Annotated in this window: 23 protein-coding genes and 1 CRISPR repeat array (1 of these 24 running past the window's edge); of the genes, 10 read left to right on the forward strand and 13 right to left on the reverse strand. The window is 72.4% G+C overall.

The genetic code is table 11. From position 1 onward, the window contains the following. The first annotated feature begins 53 nt into the window (after positions 1-53). Positions 54-1,010 (forward strand): DMT family transporter, encoded by a 957-nt coding sequence (locus tag AC0VYD_RS16725; protein WP_475476453.1) that lies wholly within the window; start codon positions 54-56, stop codon positions 1,008-1,010. Between the two features lie 4 nt (positions 1,011-1,014). Here AC0VYD_RS16725 and AC0VYD_RS16730 read toward each other — a convergent pair whose 3' ends face one another. After that, a complete protein-coding gene (locus AC0VYD_RS16730; protein ID WP_475476454.1) occupies positions 1,015-1,551 on the reverse strand; it encodes a RidA family protein in 537 nt (178 codons plus the stop codon). A gap of 94 nt (positions 1,552-1,645) precedes the next feature. Here AC0VYD_RS16730 and AC0VYD_RS16735 point away from each other — a divergent pair, with 94 nt between their 5' ends. After that, positions 1,646-1,801 carry a hypothetical protein gene (locus AC0VYD_RS16735; RefSeq protein WP_475476455.1) on the forward strand — a complete coding sequence of 52 codons (156 nt, stop codon included), beginning with the start codon at positions 1,646-1,648 and terminating at the stop codon, positions 1,799-1,801. A 91-nt stretch (positions 1,802-1,892) separates the two neighbouring features. Here AC0VYD_RS16735 and AC0VYD_RS16740 read toward each other — a convergent pair whose 3' ends face one another. Next, the gene (locus AC0VYD_RS16740; RefSeq protein ID WP_475480287.1) at positions 1,893-2,717 is read right to left on the reverse strand and encodes an aldo/keto reductase; all 825 of its coding nucleotides are present in this window, start codon (positions 2,715-2,717) and stop codon (positions 1,893-1,895) included. Between the two features lie 297 nt (positions 2,718-3,014). Between AC0VYD_RS16740 and AC0VYD_RS16745 the strand changes: the two genes are divergently transcribed. The 4 genes from AC0VYD_RS16745 (at position 3,015) to AC0VYD_RS16760 (ending at position 7,668) form a co-directional block, all read left to right on the forward strand. After that, positions 3,015-4,205, forward strand: coding sequence for a PucR family transcriptional regulator (locus AC0VYD_RS16745; RefSeq protein ID WP_475476456.1), 1,191 nt, complete (start codon positions 3,015-3,017; stop codon positions 4,203-4,205). Between the two features lie 183 nt (positions 4,206-4,388). Next, the gene (locus AC0VYD_RS16750; protein WP_475476457.1) at positions 4,389-5,603 is read left to right on the forward strand and encodes a cytochrome P450 family protein; all 1,215 of its coding nucleotides are present in this window, start codon (positions 4,389-4,391) and stop codon (positions 5,601-5,603) included. A 114-nt stretch (positions 5,604-5,717) separates the two neighbouring features. Beyond that, positions 5,718-6,314 (forward strand): Dps family protein, encoded by a 597-nt coding sequence (locus AC0VYD_RS16755; protein ID WP_475476458.1) that lies wholly within the window; start codon positions 5,718-5,720, stop codon positions 6,312-6,314. A gap of 193 nt (positions 6,315-6,507) precedes the next feature. Further along, positions 6,508-7,668, forward strand: a complete 1,161-nt coding sequence (locus AC0VYD_RS16760) for an iron-containing alcohol dehydrogenase (protein WP_475476459.1) — start codon at positions 6,508-6,510, stop codon at positions 7,666-7,668. A gap of 62 nt (positions 7,669-7,730) precedes the next feature. On the opposite strand, the gene AC0VYD_RS16765 is transcribed toward AC0VYD_RS16760, so the two are convergent. The 5 genes from AC0VYD_RS16765 to AC0VYD_RS16785 form a co-directional block, all read right to left on the reverse strand. Then, positions 7,731-8,606 (reverse strand): ABC transporter permease, encoded by an 876-nt coding sequence (locus tag AC0VYD_RS16765; RefSeq protein WP_475476460.1) that lies wholly within the window; start codon positions 8,604-8,606, stop codon positions 7,731-7,733. Beyond that, positions 8,599-9,369, reverse strand: coding sequence for an ABC transporter ATP-binding protein (locus AC0VYD_RS16770; protein WP_452542027.1), 771 nt, complete (start codon positions 9,367-9,369; stop codon positions 8,599-8,601). Before AC0VYD_RS16770 ends, AC0VYD_RS16765 begins: the two co-directional genes overlap by 8 nt. A 7-nt stretch (positions 9,370-9,376) precedes the next feature. Next, the gene (locus AC0VYD_RS16775; RefSeq protein WP_475476461.1) at positions 9,377-10,423 is read right to left on the reverse strand and encodes an ABC transporter substrate-binding protein; all 1,047 of its coding nucleotides are present in this window, start codon (positions 10,421-10,423) and stop codon (positions 9,377-9,379) included. A gap of 487 nt (positions 10,424-10,910) precedes the next feature. Continuing rightward, positions 10,911-11,771 carry a MetQ/NlpA family ABC transporter substrate-binding protein gene (locus AC0VYD_RS16780; RefSeq protein ID WP_475476462.1) on the reverse strand — a complete coding sequence of 287 codons (861 nt, stop codon included), beginning with the start codon at positions 11,769-11,771 and terminating at the stop codon, positions 10,911-10,913. Positions 11,772-11,983: 212 nt separating this feature from the next. After that, on the reverse strand, positions 11,984-12,397 hold the full coding sequence (locus AC0VYD_RS16785) for a hypothetical protein (protein WP_475476463.1): 414 nt from the start codon (positions 12,395-12,397) through the stop codon (positions 11,984-11,986). Between the two features lie 169 nt (positions 12,398-12,566). On the opposite strand from AC0VYD_RS16785, the gene xylB reads away from it, so the two are divergent. Next, positions 12,567-13,958, forward strand: a complete 1,392-nt coding sequence (xylB, locus tag AC0VYD_RS16790) for a xylulokinase (protein ID WP_475476464.1) — start codon at positions 12,567-12,569, stop codon at positions 13,956-13,958. Positions 13,959-14,088: 130 nt separating this feature from the next. Here xylB and AC0VYD_RS16795 read toward each other — a convergent pair whose 3' ends face one another. After that, positions 14,089-14,487, reverse strand: a complete 399-nt coding sequence (locus AC0VYD_RS16795) for a DnaJ family domain-containing protein (RefSeq protein WP_475476465.1) — start codon at positions 14,485-14,487, stop codon at positions 14,089-14,091. A gap of 171 nt (positions 14,488-14,658) precedes the next feature. Here AC0VYD_RS16795 and AC0VYD_RS16800 point away from each other — a divergent pair, with 171 nt between their 5' ends. Together AC0VYD_RS16800 and AC0VYD_RS16805 are read left to right on the forward strand one after the other, a co-directional pair. Next, the gene (locus AC0VYD_RS16800) at positions 14,659-15,606 is read left to right on the forward strand and encodes an aldo/keto reductase (RefSeq protein ID WP_475476466.1); all 948 of its coding nucleotides are present in this window, start codon (positions 14,659-14,661) and stop codon (positions 15,604-15,606) included. A gap of 229 nt (positions 15,607-15,835) precedes the next feature. Then, positions 15,836-18,334 (forward strand): ATP-dependent Clp protease ATP-binding subunit, encoded by a 2,499-nt coding sequence (locus AC0VYD_RS16805; protein ID WP_475476467.1) that lies wholly within the window; start codon positions 15,836-15,838, stop codon positions 18,332-18,334. Positions 18,335-18,441: 107 nt separating this feature from the next. On the opposite strand, the gene AC0VYD_RS16810 is transcribed toward AC0VYD_RS16805, so the two are convergent. The 5 genes from AC0VYD_RS16810 to AC0VYD_RS16830 form a co-directional block, all read right to left on the reverse strand. Next, positions 18,442-19,545: a glycoside hydrolase family 5 protein gene (locus AC0VYD_RS16810; protein ID WP_475476468.1), complete on the reverse strand. Its 1,104-nt coding sequence runs from the start codon at positions 19,543-19,545 to the stop codon at positions 18,442-18,444. Positions 19,546-19,756: 211 nt separating this feature from the next. After that, a complete protein-coding gene (locus AC0VYD_RS16815; RefSeq protein ID WP_191272032.1) occupies positions 19,757-19,945 on the reverse strand; it encodes a hypothetical protein in 189 nt (62 codons plus the stop codon). A 215-nt stretch (positions 19,946-20,160) separates the two neighbouring features. Then, on the reverse strand, positions 20,161-21,309 hold the full coding sequence (locus tag AC0VYD_RS16820) for an SDR family NAD(P)-dependent oxidoreductase (RefSeq protein ID WP_475476469.1): 1,149 nt from the start codon (positions 21,307-21,309) through the stop codon (positions 20,161-20,163). A 243-nt stretch (positions 21,310-21,552) separates the two neighbouring features. Then, on the reverse strand, positions 21,553-22,014 hold the full coding sequence (locus tag AC0VYD_RS16825) for a PPOX class F420-dependent oxidoreductase (protein WP_475476470.1): 462 nt from the start codon (positions 22,012-22,014) through the stop codon (positions 21,553-21,555). 72 nt (positions 22,015-22,086) lie between these two features. Then, positions 22,087-22,914 (reverse strand): endo alpha-1,4 polygalactosaminidase, encoded by an 828-nt coding sequence (locus AC0VYD_RS16830; RefSeq protein WP_475476471.1) that lies wholly within the window; start codon positions 22,912-22,914, stop codon positions 22,087-22,089. Positions 22,915-23,368: 454 nt separating this feature from the next. Here AC0VYD_RS16830 and AC0VYD_RS16835 point away from each other — a divergent pair, with 454 nt between their 5' ends. Then, positions 23,369-24,145 carry a potassium channel family protein gene (locus tag AC0VYD_RS16835; protein ID WP_475476472.1) on the forward strand — a complete coding sequence of 259 codons (777 nt, stop codon included), beginning with the start codon at positions 23,369-23,371 and terminating at the stop codon, positions 24,143-24,145. Between the two features lie 41 nt (positions 24,146-24,186). Continuing rightward, positions 24,187-24,706: a CRISPR direct-repeat array (repeat unit 29 nt; unit sequence GGGTCCATCCCCGCGTGCGCGGGGAGCAG) (it continues 180 nt past the right edge of the window).

Here is a 24,706-nt window from a genome sequence, read left to right on the forward strand (position 1 = left end):
TCGGTCGCGGTCTCCGACTACATTGTGAGTATACCGACCGGTGTGTTTACCTCATGCCCATGGACATCTCCACGCGTTCCCTTCCCGCCCTTTCCCGGCCCCGGACCCGCCGCGGGGACCGGCCCCTGGTTCCGTTCCTGCTGGCGGCCGGCCTGGTGGTGATGTGGAGTTCCGGGTTCGTCGGGGCCGAGCTGGGTGCGCGGCACGCGCCGGCGACCACCCTGCTGGCCTGGCGGTTCCTGGTGGTGGGCGGGCTGCTGGCGGCCTGGCTCCTGCTGCGGGGGCCGCGGATGCGTGCCCGCGACCTGGCCCTGCACGCGGTGCTCGGGGCCCTGGCCCAGGCCGGTTACCTGTACGGGGTCTTCGCCGCCGCCGAGGCGGGGGTGGCCGCGGGGACGAGCGCGCTGGTGGCCGCGCTCCAGCCGATGGTGGCCGCCGCGGTCGCCGTGCCCCTGCTGGGGGAACGGGTCCGGGGACGCCAGATCCTCGGGCTGGCCGTCGGCTTGGCGGGTGTGGGGCTGGTGGTCGGCTCGGACCTGCTCCGGTCGGGAGCCGCCCCCTGGTGGGCGTACGCGCTTCCGTTCGGCGCGATGCTCTCGCTGGTGGCCGCCACCCTGGTGGAGCGGCGGACCCGCCCCGGCGGGGACCTGCTGGAGGCCCTCACCGTCCAGTGCGGGGTGAGCGCGGCCCTGTTCACCGGGCTGGCCGCCGCGACCGGGACACTGGCCCCGCCCGCCGACCCCGGGTTCTGGGGCGCCGTGGCATGGGTGGTCGTCCTGTCCACCCTGGGCGGTTACGGGCTGTACTGGGCCAACCTGGCCCGCACCAGCGTGGCCCGGGTGTCGGCGCTGCTCTACCTGACCCCGCCGACCACCCTGGTGTGGACCTGGCTGATGTTCGGCGACCCGGTGGGGCCGGGAGCCCTGGCCGGGACGGGGGTGTGCCTGGCGGCCGTGTGGCTGGTCCGCGGCCGGAAGCACTCCGGGAGCCCGCGGACGACGCGGCGGTGACGGTTCAGTCGCGCGCCCCCTCGGGGCCCCCGGCGGGGTCTCCGAAGCCGCGCGGACGGTCGGTGAAGGCTTCGTCGACCTCCTCCACCAGCTCCCTGGGCGCCCCCTCCCCGAGTTCTCCGTGCCGGTGCGCTTCGGGGACCACCGCCGTGCACTCCAGTTCGACCAGGGCGCCGGCCTCCAGCAGTTCGGTGACGCCCACGACCGACATCGGCGGGTAGTAGCGGCCCATGTGGCGCCGGTACACCGAACCCAGGGCCTTGAGGTTGACCCGGTAGACGCCGACGGAGGTGGTGTGGATCCGCATGTTCACCACGTGGACGGGTTCGGCGCCCGCCGCGCGCAGCGCCTCCACCATGTTGGCGAGGGCCTGGTCGAACTGCTGCACCACCGATTCCCCGGTCAGCGCGCCGTCGGGACGCCGGGCGGTCTGCCCGCCCACGTAGACGGTGCGGCCCGGCGTGACCACGAGGGCGTGCGAGTAGCCCACCGGATCGGCCAGGGTGAGCGGGTTGACGATCTCGTGCGGTGTCCGGTCCATCGACGGCCCCTCCGTGTCACTCGGCGCCCCGCCGCCCCCCGGAATGGCGGATCCCCTGGAAGCGCCTTTCCGGGCATGCGGCTACGATGAGCGCATGATCTCTTTCGTGCTGTCCGCCCTGGCCCTGACCGTCGTGGTCGGGCTCATCCTCGCGATCTTCGTCGCCGGCGGCGTCTACGCCAACCGTGTACGCAGCAACGGCATCGACGCCGTCCTGGCGGGTGCCCGCAAGCACCGCGAACTGCGCTGATCCCGACCACCGGCGGACCGGACCGCTGAGGGTTCGGCCCGCTGAGGGCCGTCTCCGTCCGCCGGGCCCGGGGGCCGCCCGGCGGTCCGGCTCAGCCGTCGAAGCCGTCCGGGTCGGGTCCGAACCGGCGGTTCTCGTTGAGCGCGCTGATCCGGGCGACCTCCTCGTCTGGGAGCTCGAAGTCGAAGACCTCGAAGTTGGAGCGGATGCGCTCGGGGGTCACCGACTTGGGGATGACCACGTTGCCCAGTTGGACGTGCCAGCGCAGCAGGATCTGCGCGGGGGTGCGTCCGTGCGCCTGGGCCAGCTCCGTGATCAGCGGATGGTCGAGGAACTCGCCCCGGCCCAGGGGGCTCCACGCCTCGGTGGCGATGTTGTGTTCGGCGTCGAAGGCGCGCAGCTCCTCCTGGGTGAGCAGCGGGTGCAGTTCGATCTGGTTGACCATGGGGGCGATCCCGCCCTCCTCCATGACCCGCTCCAGGTGCGCGGGCTGGAAGTTGGACACGCCGATGGCGCGCACCCGGCCCTCCGCGTAGAGGCGTTCCATCGCCTTCCAGGTGGGCACGTAGAGGTCGCGCTGGGGCAGCGGCCAGTGGATGAGGTACAGGTCCAGCACGTCCAGGCCGAGGCGTTCCAGACTGGCGTCGAAGGCGCGCAGGGTGGAGTCGTAGCCCTGGTCGGGGTTGGCGAGCTTGGTGGTGACGAACACCTCCTCCCGCTGCAGCTCCGAACGGCGCAGCGCCTCCCCCACGCCCTTCTCGTTGCCGTAGGCGGCAGCGGTGTCGATGCTGCGGTAACCCGCCGCCAGGGCGTGTGAGACCGCCTCGACCACGGCGTCGTCGGGCACCTGCCACACACCGAAGCCCAACTGCGGGATCCGCACGCCGTTGTTCAGTGTGATGCCGGGAACCGTCATCGTTCTCATCCCCTGTCTCCCCCCGTCAGGCCCTTCGCTCCCGGTCGGCCGAGACGGCCGCCGCGACCGGATCCGACCACCGCGACCGGCCCGCCGTCGCTGTCGTCTCCGTGTTCGGTTCCTACTGATTACCGGGCCACTGTGCGCATACTGCCATGTCAGAGCGGGGCTAGTCCCCACGCTGCGCCGCAGTTGCGCACGCTTTTACCCGGATGGCCGCTCCCGGCCAGCGGTGCGGCCGCGCGCTAGGCTGCCCGCCCCGGAGCGAAGCATGCCAGATCTGGACAGAGGGAACGAATGGGACAGGAAGAGCGCATTCGGGTCAGCGCCGAGTTACGGCGGGACCGGACGGGCCTGGTGGACCGGATCGTCGCCGAGGTGTACGCGGAGGTCCCCGCCTACCGTGCGCTGCACGGCTCCCAACTGGAGGAGGTCCGGGCGATCACCGGATGGCTGGTCGCCCGGTCCCTGGAACTGTGGGCGCGCGACGCCGCCCGCCTGCCTCCCGATGACGTGGAGCGGCTCCGCGGGATCGGGCGGGCACGCGCCGCCGACGGGCGTTCGATCGGCGCCGTGGTGCGTGCGCACCGGGTCGGTTCGGCGGCAGCGGTACGGATTCTGCGCGAGCAGGCGGGCGAACGGCTCGACGCCCGGGACGTGTTCGCTCTGAGCGAACTCTGGTTGGCCTCCATCGACCAGATCTCCGAGAGCCTGACGAGGGGCCACGCCGAGGCCGCCGAACAACTGGACGCGGACCGCGAACGCGCCCGGCGCGCCCTGCTCGACGACCTGCTCATCGGCCGCCAGGCCTCCCGGGGCGCGATCCGGGACCGGGCACGGACCCTGGGCATCGCCCCGCCCGACCCCGCGGTGCTGGTGGTCGCCGAACCGGGCCGGGAGTCCGCCGGACGGGAGCGGCCCCCGTCGGAGGACGTCACCGTGTCGGCGGGGCTGGAGCTGTTGGCCGCGGCCGCGCACTCCGGGACCGACCCGCTGGTGACCACCCGCTCGGGCCGGGTGGTGGTGCTCGGCTCGGCCGAGGACGCCGAGGGGGTCACCGGGGAGCTGGTCAGGCGGGGGTGGCGCGGGTGCGTCCTGGAACCGCGCGGGCTGACCGACATGTCCGCCGCCTACCGGCTGGCCGACGGGGCGCTGGAGACCGCGCCCGCGCACGCCTTCGGGGCCAACGGTCTGCTGCGGGACCCCGACGCCTGTGTACTCGCGCTGCTCAACGGGGGCGCGATCGCCCCGGCGACGGTACGCCAGGCGGTGCTGGGGCCCTTGCTGGCACCCGACAACCGATACCTGTTGGAGACGCTGCGCGCCTACTTCCGGGAGGGCGCGGCGACCACGGCCGCGGAGGTACTGCACGTGCACGCCCAGACCCTGCGTTACCGGCTGCGGCGGGTGCGGGAGCTGACCGGCCAGGACCCGCACCGTCCGTGGCACCGGTTCGTCCTGGAGACGGCGTGCGCCATCACGGCCTAGCAGATGCGCCGCCGCGGCCCGGACGGCGGTTCGGCGGCGCCGCGGCCGCCTCCCGGGGACGACCGCGGCGCCCGGGACCGGGCTGGCCGCATCCGGCCAGGGACCGGACGCCGCCCGCGGGGGGCCGAAGGGCTGTGCGGGTAGGAACGGCGGGGACCCAGCCACACGGAGAGAAGGCCGACGATGACCACCGAGCCCCCCGCCCTGCACGGACCCGAGTTCGAGTCCGACCCCCACCCCGCCTACCGGTGGCTGCGTGAGAACGACCCGGTGCACCGGGTGGACCTGCCCGGTGGAGCGTGGGCGTGGGTGGTGACCCGGCACGAGGACGCGCTGCGGGTGCTCACCGACCCGAACATGCTCAAGGACCCCGCGCGGGGCCACGAGACCTGGTACAGGGCCGGGCTGGGCCTGCCGTACGACCACCGCCCCAGCCTGGTACGGAGCATGGTGAACGCGGACGGCCCCGACCACGTCCGGCTGCGGAGGGTGGTGAGCGGCGCCTTCAGCCCCAGACGGGTCCGTACGCTCCGGGAGCGCGCGGAACGGATCACCGACGAACTCCTGACCGCGATCGAGGCCTCCGGGGAACCCGACCTGGCGCGCGACCTCGCCTACCCGCTTCCCATCACGGTCATCTGCGAGATCCTCGGGGTGCCCGAGGCGGACCGGCCGGAGTTCCGGCGGCAGGCATCGGTGATCGACTCCGCCTCCTACGACGAGGTCCGGGCGGTCGCCGGGGCCACGGACTGGTTCGACTCCTACCTGGGCGACCTGGTGGACGCGCGGCTGGCGCAGTCCTCGGACGACCTGTTGGGCGACCTGGTGGAGTCCCACCGTGCGGGGGAGCTGTCCCGGGACGAGGTGACCTCCACGGCGTTCCTGCTGTTGGTGGCGGGTCAGGAGACCACGCTGGCGCTGATCGGCAACATGCTGCTGACGCTGCTGCGCAACCCCGGGGCCATGCGGCGGATCAGGGACGACCGCTCCCTCCTGGACCCCGCGATCGAGGAGTCCCTGCGGTTGGAGAGCCCCCTGCAGAACGCGACCTGGCGGTTTCCCGCGGAGCCGACCACCGTGGGCGGGACACGCCTGGAGGCGGGCGAGCCGGTACTGGTGTCCCTGCTGGCCGCAGGACGCGACCCCGAGCGGTACGAGGACCCGGACGGGTTCGACCCCGGCCGCGGCGCCGCGCACCTGTCCTTCGGCCAGGGGGCGCACTTCTGTGTGGGCGCCCAACTCGCCCGGATGGAGGCCCGCGTGGCGGTCGGCGCGGTGCTGGACCGGCTGCCGGGACTGCGCCTGGCGGTGGAGGAGACCGGGCTGCGGTGGTGGCCGAGCATGATCATGCACGGGCTGTTCGCGCTGCCGGTGGACTTCGACCGGCGAAAGGGATAAAGCCTTGCCCGGACATGGCGTGCGTTTTCTCTTCCGACAACGGTCGGTGGCCAAGACTGGCTGACGGGGCCTGACGGCTCCGCGCGACACACCGAACCGGAGGGGGAACCAACCGTGACGACCGCTGACCAGCGTTCGAGCCAGACACCCAGGCCCCGGAGCAGCCAGCCGTGGCTCCACCAGAGGGGCGAGGAGGTCCAGCAGTTCGGGACGGTCCGCCAACTCCCCGTGGGCCTGTCCTACGACGCCCGGATGTACTCGTGCCAGCGGCTCAACCAGGTGCTGTGCGACCTGCGGATCCTGCACGACATGTACAAGAAGCACCACTGGCTGATGCGCGGGCAGACCTTCTACCAGCTGCACCTGCTGATGGACAAGCACGCCGAGGAGCAGACCTCGCTCATCGACACCGTCGCGGAGCGGGTCCAGACCCTGGGCGGTGTGGCGGTCGGCGACCCGAGGCACGTCGCGGAGATCACCAACATCCCGCGCCCGCCGAACGGCGTCGAGGAGGTCCCCGCGATGCTCTCCCGCCTTCTGGAGGCGCACGAGACCGTCCTGGAGGATGCCCACGACGCGGCCGCCCGCGTACAGGAGACGGGTGACGACGGCACCAACGACGTGCTGGTCTCGGACGTGATCCGCACCAACGAACTCCAGGCCTGGTTCGTGGCCGAACACCTGGTGGACACCCCGCTGGTGCACACCTGACCGAACGCACGCCGCGGGGGCCGGGCCGTGTGCCCGGCCCCCGCGGTGCGCGCGGCGCCCCGGTCCGACAAACAAGGGCCCGAGGGGGGAGTCGAATCGCAGACACGGGTAGGTACCCGGGCGTTGAGCCGTGCCCCCCGGTCTCCCGGGGCAGGCCCCGACACCCGTACTCCCGACCCCCGGAGGTACCGACGTGACCGCTTCCATCGCCCTGCCCCGCATCCTGCGTGTGGGCGCGGGAGCCTCGGCCGAACTGGCCGGGGTCCTGGACTCCCTCAAACTGTCCCGCCCGTTGCTGGTGAGCGACCCGTTCGTCGTCGAGCGCCCCTTCTTCCAGGCACTCCTGGCCGACCTGAAGGAGGCCGGCCTCTCCCCCGGAGTGTTCGCCGAGACCGTGTCCGACCCCACCACCACGGTGGTGGAGGAGGGCGTCCGGGCCCTCCGGGAGGGCGGCTTCGACTCCGTGGTCGGGGTGGGCGGCGGCAGCCCCATCGACACGGCCAAGGCCGTCGCCCTGCTGAGCACGCACGGCGGGCGGATGCGCGACTACCGGACACCGGTGGTCACCGACGCGCTCGCCCTGCCGGTGGTGGCGGTGCCGACCACCGCGGGCAGCGGGTCGGAGTGCACCCGCTACAGCGTCATCACCGACGCGGAGACCGGCGAGAGGATGCTCTGCGCCGGGCTGGCCATGCTGCCCCGGGCCGCACTGGTGGACTTCGAACTCACCCTGGACGTACCGCCGCGGTTGACGGCCGACACGGGGTTGGACGCCCTGACCCGCGCGATCGAGGCGTACGTGAGCGCGCGGGCCAACCCGGTCTCCGACGGTCTGGCCCGGGAGGCGATGCGCACGGTCTTCACCCACCTGCGGGCCGCGTACGCCGAACCGGGCGACCGGTCGGCACGCGAGGCCCTCATGGTGGGCGCCACCCAGGCCGGGATGGCCTTCTCCAACTCCGGCGCCGCCCTGGTGCACGGGATGAGCCGCCCGGTCGGCACGCACTTCGGGGTGGCGCACGGGCTGTCCAACGCCATGCTCCTGGCGGCGCTCACGGAGTTCTCCGTGCCCTCGGCCCCCGGCCGCTACGCCGAGTGCGCCCGCGCGATGGGCCTGGCCGGCCCGAACAGCACCGACGGGGAGGCCACCGGCGCACTGGTGTGGGAGCTGCGCCTGCTCAGCCAGGACCTGGAGGTGCCGACCCCGCGCGGCTACGGGATCAGCGCCGAGCGCTGGTGGGGGCTGGCCCCGCTGATGGCGGAGCAGGCCCTGGCCTCCGAGGAGGCCGCAGACGGCCCGCGGATGCCCACCGCGGAGGAGGCCGTGGAGCTCTACCACGCCGTGTACGGCTGAGCCCCGCCCGCGCCCCGGAGGGGGTGCCCCCGCCCCGCCCGGTCCTGGCCGCAGGGCCCCGGTCAGGACGGGGCGATCCCCCACCGGCGGCGCAGGGAGCGGTCCGCCCAGTTGAAGAACACGTCGATCATGATGCCGATGACCAGCACGATGATGATGTAGCTGAGCAGCCGGTCGGCGTCGTTGAGCTGGCGGGCCTGGCTCAGCGCCCACCCGATCGAGTTCTCCTGGTTGATGATGACCAGCAGCTCTCCGGCCATCAGGGAACGCCAGGCGAAGGCCCAGCCCTGTTTGAGCCCGGTGACGAACATCGGCAGCGCCGCCGGGACGATCAGCAGCGAGTACCGCTGGACCCCGCGCAGGCCCATGACCTGGCCCGCCCGCAGCAGTGACGGCGACACGTAGTCGATGCCCGAGGTCAGGCCGCCCGCGATGGAGGGCGCGGCGCCCAGGACGATCACGAACATGATCGCCGACTCGCTGATGCCGTACAGCAGCATCGCGAACGGGAACCACACGATCGACGGCATGGTCTGGAGCCCGGTGACCAACGATCCGATCGCGGACCTCAGCGGCCTGAACTGCGACACCGCGAGGCCGACCACGAGCCCCACTGCCAGTGCCAGGGCGAAGCCGACGAAGGCCCGGCGCATGGTGACCTGGACCGCCGACCAGAACGCGGGGTCGGTGACCTCGTCCAGCAGGGCGGGCAGCACCCGGTCCGGCCCCGGGAAGACGTACTCCGTGCGCCATCCGGACCACACGAGTGCCTGCCAGGCGGCCAGGACGATGACCACGGCGACCGCCTTGGGCCAGGTCGCGGCCCAGACCCTGCCGGCGATCCCGGCCGCGCCGCGGTCGCCGGCGTTCTTCCCGGGCTGGAGCTCCAGCGCGTCGAGCCCCTGGACCTGGCGGTTTCGGGCGTCGGTCTCAGGCATGACGCGAGACCTCCTCACGCAGTCGGTCGGTGATGGCGGCGGCCTGCCCGGCGATCAGCGCGGAGTCGATCCGACGGGGGCGCTCACCCTCCACCGGAAACTCCTTGATGACCCGTCCCGGGCGGCTGGACAACAGGACGACCCGGTCGCCCAGGCGCACCGCCTCCCGCACGTTGTGGGTGACGAAGAGGATGGTCAGCGACCGCTCCCGCCAGATCCGCTCCAGCTCGTCGTGCAGGATGTCGCGGGTCATGGCGTCCAGGGCGCCGAAGGGCTCGTCCATGAGCAGGACGTCGGCGTCCTGGGCCAGGGCGCGGGCCAGGGCCACGCGCTGGCGCATGCCGCCGGAGAGCTCGTGCGGGCGCTTGCGCTCGAAACCGCTCAGGCGGACCAGGTCCAGGAGTTCGATCACGCGTTTCCTGCGCTCGGCTCTGGGAACCCTGTTGACCTTCATCGGGATCTCGATGTTGGCGCCCACGGTCAGCCACGGGAAGAGCGCGGCCTCCTGGAACATCATGGCCACGCGGTGGCCGCCGACGTCCACGGCCCCGGTGGTGGGCTCCTCCAGACCGGCGACGAGGGAGAGCAGGGTGCTCTTGCCGCAGCCGGAGGCGCCGACGATGGCCAGGAACTCGCCGGTACCGACGGTGACGGTCATGCCGTCGATCGCGGTCACGGCGCCCCCGCCGTGACCGAAGACCTTGGAGATGTCGTCGATCTCCAGGGCGTTCGTGCCGGTGCGGGTCTCGGTGATGGTGGTCATGGGGCCCTTACCCTTCCAACCCGGCGACCAGCTCGTGCCCGGCCTCGGCCAGGGCGTCGTTGAGCGGGTCGAGGGCGTAGATTCCGTTGAGGTCGACGGGGTCCAGCAGACCGACGGCCTCGGCTTGTCCGGCCTGGGCGAGCAGCGAGGGTGCCGCGGGGTCGACGGTGAACGTGACGTTGTCGAAGGCGGCGGCGGTGAGCTCGGGGTCGAGTTCGCCGCCGGTGAGGTCCTCCAGGTGGGTGCGGGACACTTCCGCGGCCTCGTCGGGGTTGGCACCGATCCAGTCGACGGTCTCGATGTGGCCGCGCAGCAGGTCGTCGACGACCTCCGGGTGCTCTTCCAGGAAGTCGGCGTTGACGATGAGGAGCGTGGTGACGTACTGGCCGTCGGTCTGCGCCCACAGGTCCGGCTCGTCGACGAGCAGGCGGGCGTCGTCCTCGGCCAGGACGCGGCTCAGGTGGGGTTCGGGGAGCCACGCGCCGTCGATCTCGCCGGCCGCGAAGGCGTTGACGGTGTCGGGGTTGTCCTGGGGGAGGATCGAGAGGTCCCCTCCCCCGGCCGTGTCGACCTCCCAGCCCTGTTCCCGGGCGAACCAGCGCAGCGCCACGTCCTGGGTGCCGCCCAGCATCGGAGTGGCGAGGGTGGTGCCGGGCAGTTCGTCGACGGTCTCGATGTGGTCCCGGACCACGAGCCCGGTGCCCTGGGTGGCGGCTCCGGCGATGATGTGCAGGGCTTCGCCCTCCGACTGGGTCCAACCGTTGACGGCGGGGTTGGGGCCGACGAAGGCCGCGTCGATCTCACCGGAGAACAGGGCGTTGATGGTGTCCGGGCCCGCGTTGAACGTCTGGGTGGCCAGCTCCGCGCCGCCCAGGGCCCCGTTGAGGATCCCCTTCTCCACGCCGACCAGGGCGGGCGCGTGGGTGATGTTCGGGGAGTACCCGAGGGTGAGGACGGAGCCGGCGGCCTCCCCCTCGCCCGCGCACCCGGCTGCGGCCAGGCCAAGGGCCAGGGCAGCCGCGGCGGCTCTCAGCGGGAGCGGGCGAACACGCATCTCGGGGGTCCTTTTCGGGGTGTCGACGGAGGTACGGGAGAAACTCTACTTAATAAGTAGGTTTTGTGGAAGCACCGCCCCGGCGATTCCGGCCGCGATGACCTGCCCGAACTCGCACCCTTCACCCGCGGTGAGTCCCAGCCAGCGGGAAGTCGCAGCTCAGGGCGTCACCGTTCGGAACCGCCGCGAGGGCGTGCCGTCACCCTGCGCAGCGCCCGGCGCCCGCCCCCGGGCCGGGACGGCCCACCGGATGCGACGGAGATCACCGCCCGAGGGGCCGGGGCCTCGACCCCGGGACTCGCGGCCCCGGACGGCACCGTGCCGGGCGCGACCGGCGGACACGGCCAGCGGCCACAGGGGGACAGGTGTACGGGCGGTGGGCGAACACGCGAAGAGGGCGGTGGAGCCGGAGGGGGCTCCACCGCCCTCGACGGGGGGTGGGAGGGCGCCGGGTCAGGCGCCGCGGGCACGGAGGGGCAGCGGGAGGCTACTCCGTGATGACGCCGTCGGCGTCGACCGCCAGGACCACACCGCGCCAGGTCTCCTGGACGTACTCCAGGACCCGCTCGTCGTGGAGCAGCTCGGCCAGCAGCTGGACGCGCTCGTCGTCGGCGTTCTCGTCCAGGGCGACCAGGCCGTTGGCGTAGTTCTGGACGTAGTCCTCGCCCTCGGGCTCCCAGGCCAGGACGTTGGACTCCTCGGGCAGGTCGGCCTCGATGGCGTAGTTGCCGTTGACGACCGCCGCGTCGACGTCGGCGATCGAACGCGGGAGCTGGGCCGCTTCCAGCGGGGTGACCACCAGGTCGTTCGGGTTGTCGGTGATGTCCTTCTCGGTGGCGTTCTCACCCGCCTCGGGGTCGACGGTGATCAGCCCCTCGGCCTCCAGAATGGACAGCGCCCGGTTGAGGTTGGCGGGGTCGTTCGGCACCGCGATCTCGGCCCCTTCGGGCAGGTCGTCGGTGCTCTCGACGCTCTCGGAGTACAGCCCCAGCCGCTCGATGTGGACGTCGGTGACGTAGGTTAGTTCGGCGTCGGGGCCGTTCTCCAACCACTCGTTCATGAACGCACGGTGCTGGAAGTAGTTGGCGTCCAGCTCCCCCTCGACCAGCGCCGCGTTGGGCGTGTTGTAGTCGGAGATCTCCTCGATCTCCAGCTCCAGGCCGGCCTCCTCGGCGAGGTTCTCGTCGATGAAGGCGAGGATGTCGCCGTGCGGCACCGGGCTGACCCCGACCCGGAGCACGTCTCCCCCGTCCGCGGCGGATTCGGAGGCCTGCTCACTGGGGGCACCGCAGGCGGCGAGGCCCAGGGTGAGGGCGGCCGCGCCGATGACGGTCGAGGTCGTGCGCATGGTGCACTCCTTCGTGATCGTGGGATGGAGGATCGCGGGGGGAGGCCTGCGCCGGAGGAAGGTCCGGCACGGGAGCTCGGGCGCCCTGGTGGGACGCGGGCGAGCTGACCAGAGACTACTCCACCTTCTTGGTAGGAAATGTCCCTTTTGCGGTCGTGCCATACGTGGCTTTTGCCACAACACCGGACCCCGCCGAGCGACCCGGCAGCCACTCAGCCCGCGGGGGCGACCAGACTCCGGAGCCGACCGGCCAAACGGGCGAGCGCGGCGCGCAGGCGGCCCGCCCGGGAGGTGCGGCGCAGGCCGGGGCGGACCGCCACCGGGGCCGGGCTCACAAGCGGCGCCACGACGGTGAGGCCGCCCGGGGCGCGGTGCAGGGAGGGACGCCCGACGGGGGCCTCCAGGGGCACCCGGCACAGAACCGAGCGATCCGTACCGCGCACGAACACGAGGGCACCCGCCTCCCTGGCGACCAGGACCTCACGGGGGTCGACCACGGGCCCGAGTTCGACGCCGACCACCAGGTCGCCGCCGCGTCGGCCGCTGTCGATCCGCACCACGGGCTCGGCGGCGAGCTGTGCCCACAGGGCCTCCTCGGCCCGGTCGAAGACGTCCGTCACGCGCATCGGAGCACTCCCATCGACTTGAGTTGTATGGACTCAAGTTTATTGATGCGCCAATGCGGGGGCAAGAGCGGCCCACTGCACCACCCGGCACAGTGACGGGGGTCACGAGAATGCGAGAATGAGCGGCGCCGCCCCCACGGCTTCGGACCCTCACCCACACGGAGCGAACATGGCATTGGTTGCCGGAATCGACAGTTCGACCCAGTCCTGCAAGATCGTGGTCTGTGACAGCACCACCGGGAAGGTGCTGCGCGAAGGCCGCGCCCCGCACCCCGACGGCACCGAAACCGACCCCGCCCACTGGTGGTCGGCGCTGACCACCGCCTCCTCCGGCCTACTCGACGACGTCTCCGCCGTCTCGGTCGCGGGGCAACAGCACGGCATGGTCGTGGTCGACGAGGACGGCGAGGTCGTCCGTCCGGCCCTGCTGTGGAACGACTCCCGCTCCGCCGGGGCCGCACACGACCTCGTCACCGAGCTGGGCGGGCCCAAGGCGTGGACGGACGCCGTCGGCAACGTGCCCGTGGCCAGCTTCACCGTCAGCAAACTCCGCTGGTTCGCCGAGCACGAGCCCGAGCTCGCCGCCCGCGCGCACGGCGTCATGCTGCCCCACGACTGGCTCACCTGGCGGCTCAACGGCTCCCGCACCGCACCCACCACCGACCGGGGTGACGCCTCCGGAACCGGATACTGGTCGCCCGCCGACAACACCTACCGCCCCGACCTGCTCGTCCGCGCCTTCGGCCGCGAGCTCGACGTGCCGCGCGTGGCCGCACCGGCCGAGACCGTGGGGCACACCCCCGAGGGCGCGGTGATCGCCCCCGGCACCGGGGACAACATGGGTGCGGCGCTCGGCCTGGGCCTGCGCCCCGGGGACGTCGTCGTCTCCCTCGGCACCAGCGGCACCGTGTTCGCGGCGCACGACCGGGCCGTACACGACCCCAGCGGGGCGGTGTGCGGGTTCGCCGACGCCACCGGCGGCCACCTGCCCCTGGTGTGCACCCTCAACGCCGCCCGGGTGCTCGGACCCGCCGCCGCGATGCTCGGCACGGACCTGGCCGGGCTCGACCACCTCGCCCTGGGAGCGCGCCCGGGAGCGGAGGGCGTCGTGCTGCTGCCCTACCTCGACGGGGAGCGCACCCCCGAGCTCCCCGACGCCGCCGGCTCACTGCACGGGCTGCGCCGGGACAACATGGTCCCCGCCAACATCGCCCGCGCCGCCGTGGAGGGCATGCTGTGCGGTCTGGCCGACGGCCTGTCCGCGCTCGCCGACCAGGGCGTACCGACCGAACGCGTGCTGCTGGTGGGCGGGGGCGCGCGCTCCGCCGCCGTACGCGCCATCGCCCCCCTGGTCCTGGCCGCGCCCGTGGTCGTCCCGCCCGCCGCCGAATACGTGGCCCTGGGCGCCGCCCGCCAGGCGGCCTGGACCCTCGCCGGAACCACGGAGCCGCCCACCTGGACCCTGGGCGCACCCGAGGAGGAGTCCGCCCACACCCCCGAGGTCGGCGCGCGGGTCCGGGAACGCTACGCCGAGTACCGCCGCGCCACCCACGGCGTCTGACCCGGGCCCGGCGTTGCGGCCGGTGCGGTGTCCGGCGCTGCCGGGGAAGCGGGAAGCCCGCCCGGCAGGCCCCCGGCGAGGGGGCGCGGTACCCGGCCCCGCCGTGGCCGCGCCCTCGCGAGGGTCCGGGTCAGCTGCCGCCCCGCCACTTCCTCTCGACGAACTCGTCGACGTCGTAGGGCATGAGGTTGAGCGGCGGGCCGGGGACGGAGCTCGCGTTCATCTCGCGGATCTTCTTGTTCAGGCCCTCCAGGAGCTCGCGCACCCGCTTCTCCGTCCCGGCCGTGCGGGCCTGCTCCAGGGTGACCTCGGCCTCCCGGCGCAGGCGCAGGGTGGGCGGCAGCAGGGAGACGTTCTCGCTCCGGAGCTTCCTCCTGATCCACCAGTTCTCGTCGTAGGGCCCGTCGATGTCGGGGATCGGTTTGCCCGCACCGGGGAGGTCGTCGAAGTCACCCCGTTCCCGGGCGCGCCGTACCTGGGCGTCGACCCACGACTCGAACTCCATGCCCGCAGGTTTGCGTTCCGTCATCGAACCGCCTCCTCGAGGTTGCGTCACCCAACGTCCGCGGAAGCGGGTCAGGGCCCCGTCACCATGATGCATCGTCCGTCCCGAAAACGTTCGTGACCCCCGGGCCCGATTCCTCTAGCTTGGGAGCCGAATCGACGGCTCCCCCCATCGGGAACACACGGAACGGTGAGCATGAACGACACCCACCTGCGCCGACTCGGCGGATCCGACCTGCGGGTATCCCCGTTGAACCTGGGCGGCAACGTCTTCGGGTGGACCGCGGACGAGTCCGCCTCCTTCGCGATCCTGGACGCCTACCGGGAGAGCGGCGGCAACTTCGTCGACACCGCGGACGCGTACTCGGCCTGGGCGCCGGGGCACACCGGCGGCGAGTCCGAGCGGGTCATCGGCGCCTGGCTGGCCGCGCGCGGGCACGACGACATGGTGATCGCCACGAAGGTCAGCCAGCACCCGGACTTCCCGGGCCTGTCCGCGGGCAACATCAAGGCCGCCAACGAGGCCTCGCTCGGACGGCTCGGAGTGGAGGCGATCGACCTGTACTACGCCCACTTCGACGACCCCGACACACCGCTGGCCGAGAGCGCCGAGGCCTTCTCCGCCCTGGTCGACCAGGGCAGGGTCCGGTACGTGGGCCTGTCCAACCACAGCCCGGACCGTATCCGCGAGTGGCTGGCGCTGTGCGACGAGAACGGCTGGCACCGCCCCGTGTGCGTGCAGCCGCAGTACAACCTGGTCGAGCGCGGCATCGAGCGGGACCTGGTGCCGCTGGCCCTGGCGGAGGACCTGGCGCTGCTGCCCTACTTCGGGCTGGCCCGGGGCTTCCTCACCGGCAAGTACCGGCCGGGCCGCGCCGAGGACGGGAGCCCCCGCGCCGCCAAGGCCCGCGCCTACCTGGACGACCCGCGCGGCGAGCGGGTGCTGGCCGCGCTGGACGTGATCGCGGCCGAGCGCTCCGCGGAACTGTCCACGGTCGCGCTGGCCTGGCTGGTGGAGCGCCCCGGCGTGGCATCGGTTCTCTCCAGCGCCCGGAACCTGGACCAGCTGCGGGGGCTGCTGGCCCTGAACGACCTCCGTCTGACGGCCGAGGAGACCGCCCGTCTGGACGAGGCCTCCGCCTGACCGGGCCGCCGGGCGCCGCCCCGGCCGGACTCCTCCCGGAGCGGGGCCCGTGCGGGGCGCCGCGCGTGTGTGAGGGGGCGGCCGGGGAGGAAGGCCGAAGAGGGGGAGCGGGTCCTCCCGCACCCGGGGTCGTTACCGACCGACATACCGGAATCAACGTAGGGTAATTGAACAACCACTCCAGCCTGTCATCGCACCGGCTTGTCAACACCACGGGGGACGACACGACATGAGCACCGACTTTCCCGACGGCCCGGGCGGCGACCCCGGTTCCTTCAACGAGTTCCTGGCACGGTTCCTCAGCGGGTCCCGTGGGCCCGTCCGCCGCGTCGACCTGTCCAAGCTGATGAGCCCCGAGGCGCGACAGGTCGCCGACGCCGCCGTCCGGCGCACCCTGGAGGCCGGAGGGACCGACGTCGACTCGGTCCACCTGCTGTGGTCGCTGCTGCGCTACCCGCCCGTCCGCGAACTCCTGGGACGCACCGACGCCGACCTCGCGCCGCTGGAGAACGTCGTCGACCAGGCCGTCGCCCAGACCCCGCGCTCGGTGCGCGGCGGTTCGGCCCGCCTCACCCCCGCGGCCAAGCGCGCCTTCCTCGACGCCCTCCAGATCGCCCGTGCCACCGGCAGCACCAGCATCACGCCCGAGCACCTGATGTTCGCGCTGGCGGTCAACACCGACGCCCCGGTCGGCCAGCTCCTGCGCGACACCGGCATCACCCCGAAGGCCCTGCAGAAGTCGGCCGGTCCGGCGCCCGCCGGGGAGCAGCCCGAGGCGGAACCGTCCAACACCCCGCAACTGGACGAGTTCGGCACCGACATGACCGCGCTGGCCGCCGAGGGGCGGCTGGACCCGGTGGTCGGCCGGGAGGCCGAGGTCGAGCAGTGCATCGAGGTACTGGCCCGGCGGCGCAAGAACAACCCGGTCCTCATCGGCGACCCGGGCGTGGGCAAGACCGCGATCGTGGAGGGCATCGCCCAGCGCATCTTCGACGACGACGTCCCCCAGACCCTGCGCGGACGGCGCCTCGTCCAGCTGGACCTGTCCGGCATCGTCGCGGGCACCCGGTACCGGGGTGACTTCGAGGAGCGGCTCAACGCGATCGTGGACGAGATCCGTGCCCAGTCGGACCGGCTGCTCATCTTCATCGACGAGGTCCACACGCTGGTCGGGGCTGGTGCCGCCGAGGGGGCGACCAGCGCCGGGAACATGCTCAAACCCGCGCTGGCCCGCGGGGAACTGCACATCATCGGCGCCACGACCGTCGACGAGTACCGCAAGAACATCGAGAAGGACGCCGCGCTGGAGCGCCGGTTCCAGCCCATCCAGGTGCCCGAGCCCTCGGTGGAGGACACGGTCGAGATCCTGCGCGGGCTGCGGGACCGCTACGAGGCCCACCACCAGGTGCGGTTCGGCGACGACAGCCTGGTCGCGGCGGCCGAGCTGTCCGACCGCTACATCACCGACAGGTTCCTGCCGGACAAGGCCATCGACCTCGTCGACCAGGCCGGGGCGCGGGTCCGTCTGCGGCTCAGCAGCTCCAGCTCCACGCTGCGGGAGCTGGAGAAGAAGCTCAAGGAACTGGAGGAGCAGAAGGAGCGGGCCGTCCAGGAGGAGGACTACGAGAAGGCCTCCCGGCTGCGCGACGAGATCAACGCGGCCAAGGGAAGCATGCACCAGGCGCGCGGCACCGGTTCGTCCGTGCCCGAGGTGGGCCCGGACGACATCGCCGAGGTGGTCTCCCGCAGCACCGGGATCCCGGTGACCCAGCTGACCCAGGAGGAACGGGACCGGCTGGTGAACCTGGAGGAGGTGCTGCACGACCGGGTGATCGGCCAGGAGGAGGCGGTCACCGCCGTCTCCGAGGCGATCCGCCGCAACCGGGCCGGCCTGGGCGACCCCGACCGGCCGGTGGGGAGCTTCCTGTTCCTGGGGCCGACCGGTGTCGGCAAGACCGAACTCGCGCGGGCGCTCGCGGAGGCGCTGTTCGGTTCCGAGGAGGCCATGGTCCGGATCGACATGAGCGAGTTCCAGGAACGGCACACCACGAGCCGGCTGACCGGGGCGCCCCCCGGTTTCGTGGGTTACGAGGAGGCCGGTCAGCTCACCGAGGCGGTGCGGCGGCACCCGTACTCGGTGCTGCTGCTCGACGAGGTCGAGAAGGCCCACCCGGACGTGTTCAACCTGCTGCTGCAGCTGTTGGACGACGGTCGGCTCACCGACGGACAGGGCCGGACCGTGGACTTCCGGAACACGGTGGTGATCATGACGAGCAACCTGGGTTCGGAGGTCGTCACCGGCGGCGCCCCGATGGGTTTCAGCGCCGACGGCCAGATGGACCCCGACACCGAGCGCCGCGTCATGCGCCGCCTGAAGGAGGAGTTCCGGCCGGAGTTCGTCAACCGCATCGACGAGGTCATCGTCTTCCAGCAGTTGGGTGAGAAGGAGCTCGCGCAGATCACCCGTCTCATGCTGGAGCGGACCGAGGAGCGGCTGAACGCCCAGGACATCCGGGTCCGCTTCACCGACGAGGCGGTCGGGTGGCTGTCCCAGCGCGGCTACCAGCCCGAGTTCGGCGCCCGTCCCCTCGCCCGGACCATCCAGCGCAACGTGGGGAACCGGATGTCGAGGATGGTGCTGGACAAGCAGGTGGTCCCCGGCGACCACGTGGTGGTGGACGTGGACGGGGACGACCAGCTCACCATCGCCACCGTGCCGTCCTTCTGACCCTCCCGGGGCGGTCGGGCCCCTCCGGACGGAGGGGCCCGACCGCGGGCGCGGGCCCGGGGCCGACGCAGCGGCGCCGGTCCCGGGCCCGTCACTGCGTGACCGGGTCAGGCTCCGGTGCCGCTGGTGCGGATCCTGTCGCGGATCCACTCCCCCGCGGGTTTGAGCGCGCCGGTTCCGGCGAAGGGCCCGCCGGCGTGGCAGGTTCCGGGTTCGAAGACGGCGCCGGAGCGGAAGTCGTCCGAGAAGTTCCAGTTGACCCAGCTGATCTGCTCCTCGGCCATGAAGTCGAGGTAGGCCTGCGCGGAGGCGAAGTCGTCGGGGCCGTCGCCGGTGTACTCCTGGGTGCCGAACTCGGTCACGAACAGCGGCAGTTCCCGGGCGGCCCGCCGGAAGGCGTCGAAGTGCACCCCGCCGTGTGAGGCGGCGTAGAAGTGGTAGACGTACATGATGTTGTCGGCGGCCACCGGGTCTGCGGTGATCTCGGTGTGGTCCGAGCCCTCCGAGACGCCCAGCGACGACCACGCCCGCGTACCGACCAGGACGAGGGCCTCGGGGTCCCGGGCACGGATCACCGGGACGACCTCCTCGGCGTAGCCCTTGATCGCGCCCCAGGAGACCCCGTTGGGCTCGTTGGCGATCTCGTACAGGACGTTGTCCTTGTCGGCGTGGACCGAGGCGATCTCCGTGAAGAAGTCCAGCGCGAGGCCGGTGTTGTGGTTGGGGTCGCCGGGCGTCAGCATGTGCCAGTCCACGATCACGTAGAGGCCGCGTTCGGTGGCCTCCCCGATGAGCTCGTGCACCCGGTCGGTGAAGCCCCGCGGGTCGGTTTCGTAGCCGCCCTCCTGGACGTACGTGGACACCCGCAGGACGTCGGCGTCCCAGTCGTGGGCGAGGGCGTCGAGTGAGGCGTCGGTGAGGCAGTGGTCGAACCACTGGAGCCCGTGCGAGCTCATCCCGGTGAGCTGGACCGGTCGGCCGTTCTCGTCGCAGAGCTTGAGCCCGCACACCCGGAGCTGGCCGTGTGCCCCGACGGGGCCCTGGGCGGCGCCGTCGGCGACGGGGGCGGCGGGGGCGGCGGGGGCGGCGCCGGCCCGGTCGGCCGGGCCCTGGACGAGCAGGGACGCCCCGAGTAGGAGCGCTCCCACAGCGGCGGGGCCGAGGGTGCGGAAGGGGTTTCTTCGGACGGGGGTGGTGCGGTGACGCGCCAAGGATGCCTCCGGCGGGGTGCGGACAGGCCGTGCGGCGGGGGTCGGGGTTCGCGCGGCCCGGTTCCGGAAGGGTGGTTCGCTGACGAAGCTAAGTTCCCGTCGCCCAGGCGTCAAGGGTGGACACCCGGAGTCACCACACCGGTCCGACCGGACCCGCGGGGCACACCGGCTGGGTGCGCCCCGGGACGGCCCCTCCTCCGTCAGGCGGGCCTCAGGCGGGCTCCGGTTCGGGTTCGGGGCCCGGCGGGTCGGGGATCGGGCCGGGCGGCCCGGGTTCCGGGTCCGGTTCGGGGCCCGGCTCCGGTGGTACCGGCCCGGGCGGCATCGGCGCGGGCGGGAACGGGTCCGGCGGCATGGGGTCGGGGTGGCGCAGGGTCCGGTCCGTACTTGGCGCACTCATGCGGATTTCCTCCTCTCGACGGTGTCGCTTGCCGGTGGGCCCGGGGCCGGTGACGGGCACCGGGCCCGTTACGGGTCCGACGGTCATCCCGGACACGTCATCCTCGGAGTCCTCTCCGCCCCTGGCACCCGGCGGGCGGCCACGGGCTGTGCGGTGCTCGGCCGATTCGGTACTGGACCTCCCGGTACGTCGAAGGAGCCTGCTCGCTGCGTGACCTACCCGGCGCGCTCCTCCCCCGCCTGGGAGCGCTGGTTCATCCGCCGTCCCGCGCGTTCGTTGAGGACGGCGGCGGCGCCCACCAGGCGCCCCAGCCTGCTCCGGGCCGCCTCCGCTCCGAGGCGTTCCTCCGCCTGGCCGGGCGCGTCGGGCAGCAGCCAGCCGACCAGCCGCATCGCCTCCTGGGTGAGCCCCGGCGCGAGCCCGTGCACGGCCAGGCCGACCCGGGCCGCCGGGGAGATGACGAGGAACCCGCGCCGCCTGGCGGTGGCGCGCACGATGCGGCGGGCGGCGTGTTCGGCGCTCACGCTGAGCAGCGGCAGCCCGGCCAGCAGGGCGAACCACGCGTACTCGCGTTCGGGGTCGCCGGTGAAGACCACGCCACGGGGCGACCCGGTGCGCATCAGACCCGGCACCACGGTGGTGACCCGCACCCCGGTCCCCGCCGTCTCGGCGGCCATGCCCTCGGACAGCGCGGCCCAGGCGTGTTTGGCGGCGGAGTACGGCAGCAGGTGCGGCACCGACAGGTAGGCGCCGACGGAGGTGATGTTGACGATGCTTCCCCGGTGTTCGCGCAGCCGGTCGACCGCGGCACGGGAGAGGTGGAAGGGGCCCCAGAACATGACGTCCATGGCCTGGACGAAGTGCTCGTCGGACATGGTCTCCTGGGGGCCGACCCGCATGGTCCCGGCGCTGTTGACCACCGCGTCAAGGCGGCCGAAGCGCTCCACGGCCTCGTCGAGCAGCGACTCGACGCTCTCCGGGTCAGTGACGTCGCAGGCCACACCGTGCGCGTCCACGCCCCGGCCGGTGAGTTCGGCGACCGCCCGGTCCAGGTCCTGCCGTCCGCGGGCGCAGATCACCACCGAGGCCCCGCAGGATCCGAACTCGCGGGCCAGCTGGAGGCCGAGTCCGCGGGAGCCGCCGGTGATCAGGACGACCTTGCCGGACATGAGCCCCGAGCGTCGGTGTTCGGACAGGGCCGAGGCGCCCACGCCGAGGGCGGCTCCGACCGCACCCCAGGCGAGGAGTTCGAGGTTGCGCCTGTGGGCGGGCACGGGTTCGGGGGCCGGCGCGTACCTGCGGCGGACCCGGGTCCAGGCCCAGCGGGCCCCGGCCATCGCCAGGGGTGCCTTCCAGCCGGTCACCGGACACCCCGTCCCGTGCCGGTGCGGGCTGCGGGCGTGTGGCGGGCCTGCGGCATGTGCTCCCCTGTTCGTCGGTCGTCGGATGTGTTCTCGGGGGGATGTGGGTGCTCCGGTACCCGGCGCGCGGGGACCGAAAACGGGAGCTGGGAAGAGATGGGAAAACCGGGTGTCCGTGTTGGGGACACGGGTTCCGCGGACCGGGGCCGCCACCGGGGAGGGGCACCGCGGTGCCGCCCGGGCCGCTCAGACCCGGTCCGCGGGGAACCCGCCGGTCGCCACCGGCCCCCACCGCTGAGGGGTGACGCGCACCAGGGCCTTGCCCTGGCGGCGCATCGCCTCCCGGTAATCGTCCCAGTCGGGGTGCTCACCGGAGATCACCCGGAAGTACTCCACGAGGGGTTCGACGGCGTCCTCCCCCTCGATCACCTCGGCTTCCCCGTCCACCTGCACCCAGGGGCCGTCGAAGTCGTCCGAGAGGACGACGACGCTCACCCGGGTGTCCCTGCGGGCGTTGCGCGCCTTGGCCCGTTCCGGGTAGGTGGAGACCACGATCCGCCCGGCGGTGTCGACCCCGCACACCACCGGCGAGGCCTGGGGGCCGCCGTCCGCCCTCCGCGTGATCAGCAGGGCCCGGTGCCGCGGCCGCACGAACTCCAGGAGCCCGTCGAGGCCGACCTCGGTGTTGGTGGCGATGTTGGGTGCCATGTGCCCGCTTCCCAGAAGACGTCTCCCAGCCACGCCAGACTAGCCAGTGCCCGCGGTCCGGGGAAGGACCCCTCAGCAGGCGGCGTACAGGTGTCCCGGTTCGGTGGCGGCGACCAGGCCGTGGTCGCGCAGGACGGTCCTGGCCGGGGCGGAGACGTGGTCGCACACCTCGTCGAAGGTGAGGCCGGCGCCCTCCAGTTCCTCCGGGTACTCCACGGCGAGCACGTTGTCGGGGCCGTAGACCTCGGTGTAGGCGTCGCACTCCGCCCACGCCATGCAGGACTCGGTCACGGCGAAGTCGAAACCGGCTTCGTCCCTGCCCCGTCCGGCCTGCTCCGCCGCGTTCTTCTGGGCGGCGGCGAGCCCCCGGTCGTGGGCGAGGCCGGTGAGCTCACCGGCCAGGGCCAGGTTGTCGTCGGCGGTCAGCCGCCCGCCGGAACGCAGGTACGAGTCGAGGTTGTCGAACTCCACCGCGTCGAACCCCGCGTCGGCGCACCGGTCGACGGTCGCGGTGAGGAGCACGGCGATCCGCTCCCGCCCCGCACGGGTGGAGGTGTCCAGCAGTACTTCGTCGGGCCACCCGGGGTCCGCGACCGGCTCCCCGTCCTCGTCGCGCAGCAGCAGGTCCGGGGTTTGCGCCAGCCAACGGTTGAGGTCGCCGGGCTGGGTCTGGAAACCGTTGACGTAACAGACCGAGTAGAGCCCCGGGGCGGGCTCGGCGGAGGAGTCGCGCACCACGGTGGTGACGCCTTCGGGCGGCGGGTACGCGCCGCCCAGCTGGTAGTCGAGACCGCCCTCGGGCAGGAGCCCTTCCGACGGCCCGGTAGTGCCCGTGCAACCGGAGAGGAGTGCCGTCAACGCCAGCACGACCCCGGCCACACTTCCGGTTCGAGTACCCACGACGGCCTCCCAGTTCCCCACCGACAGAGCGGATCTCACAGCACAGAGACAGCACGGAGGAAGCGCAGAGCGGACGCGGGGGAGAACGGAGCTCGTGGCGCGTTCCGGTGATCGCTTCAAAGCCCCAGTCAAGCAGTACGCCGAGACCACGGTGACACCGCTCGCACTTCCGCGTCGGCACGGGGCAGGGAACCCGCGAGAGTCCCGGCCGGGAAAGCGCTGGTGGAACGGTGGAACCACAGCACAGGACGCCTCGTCGTAAGCTGCGGAGCCCGTGCCGGTACAGGTCGTTACCGGAGCAGTCCTCAGGGTTCCGTATAGTGCCCCTGACCTGTGTCAACCTTCGACACGAACGCACCGCATCCGACCGGATCCCCAGGGTCAGCCGCCCGGACCAGGAAGCGGCGCCGTCCCGTGTTCCGGGTCGCGCCGAGGATTGGAGCCTCCCCCACTCATGGCAACCAAAGAAGAAATCGAACACGGCGAACGCGTCACGCGCTGGGAACGGCGTCTCGAGGTTCCGATGCTGCTCCTCGCAGGTGCGTTCCTGGTCGCCTACGCCTGGCCGGTCATCGAAGAGGACATGGGGCAGGTCATGCGGACCCGTCTCCAGATCCTGTCCTGGACGGTGTGGGGCGCGTTCGCGATCGACTTCCTGATCCGGCTCTGGTTGGCCGAGAAGCGCCTCCTCTACGCGGCACGACGGTGGTACGACGTCGTGCTGATCCTGGTCCCCATGTTCCGCGCGCTCCGGGTGCTGCGGATGCTCACCCTCCTGCGCATGCTGAACCGTGCGATGGCCGGGACCCTGGCCGGACGCATGTCCCTCTACGTGGGCACGACGTCGGCTCTGATCGTGTTCCTGGGAGCCATCACCGTGCTCGACGCGGAACAGGATGCGCCCGGGGCCAACATCACCGAGTTCGGGGACGCCCTGTGGTGGGCTTGCGTGACGGTGACGACGGTCGGTTACGGCGACTACTACCCCGTCACGACCGAGGGCAGGCTGGTGGCGGTGGCGCTGATGGTCGTCGGCATCGCCCTCGTCGGTGTGCTCACGGCGGCCGTGGCGTCCTGGTTCGTCAAGAACGCGAGCCTGAACGACGGGAACTCCGCCGAGGGCGCACAGGCCCCGGTGGAAGCGCAGGCCGCGGCAGATCCCGGGAAGCAGGAGAGCGGTAGCGAGGAGGCCGTCACGCAGGGCGGTGGCACTTCGTCGTCGTCCGGGTAACTCCGATCACTCTGGTGGGGCGAGGTTGAGGCTCGCGTGAGAGCTCTATCCCCGCGTGCGCGGGGAACAGCGCGAAGACCTTGAGAGCGCGGCAGTCCTCGCGGGTCCATCCCCGCGTGCGCGGGGAGCAGCACACCTCCCGCGAGGTCGGTCGTATCTGGCAGGGTCCATCCCCACGTGCGCGGGGAGCAGCCTCCTGCCATCGGGCCACCAGGTCCACCACGGGGTCCATCCCCACGTGCGCGGGGAGCAGGCCGTGGCCGGACCGCCAACGTTGAACACAAGGGGTCCATCCCCACGTGCGCGGGGAGCAGTCCGAGGACCCCCGCCCGTGAGGGCCGCACACGGGTCCATCCCCGCGTGCGCGGGGAGCAGGGTGGAGGTGGACGAGGACTTCCCCGGTGCCAGGGTCCATCCCCGCGTGCGCGGGGAGCAGCAGTGGTTGTTGTGCGGGTAGGCGTCGGCCGGGGGTCCATCCCCGCGTGCGCGGGGAGCAGGGCGTCGGCACCTGGCTGGGCAGCATCGAGCTGGGTCCATCCCCGCGTGCGCGGGGAGCAGGTC

It is taken from the genome of Nocardiopsis sp. iso_40 (assembly GCF_056173285.1).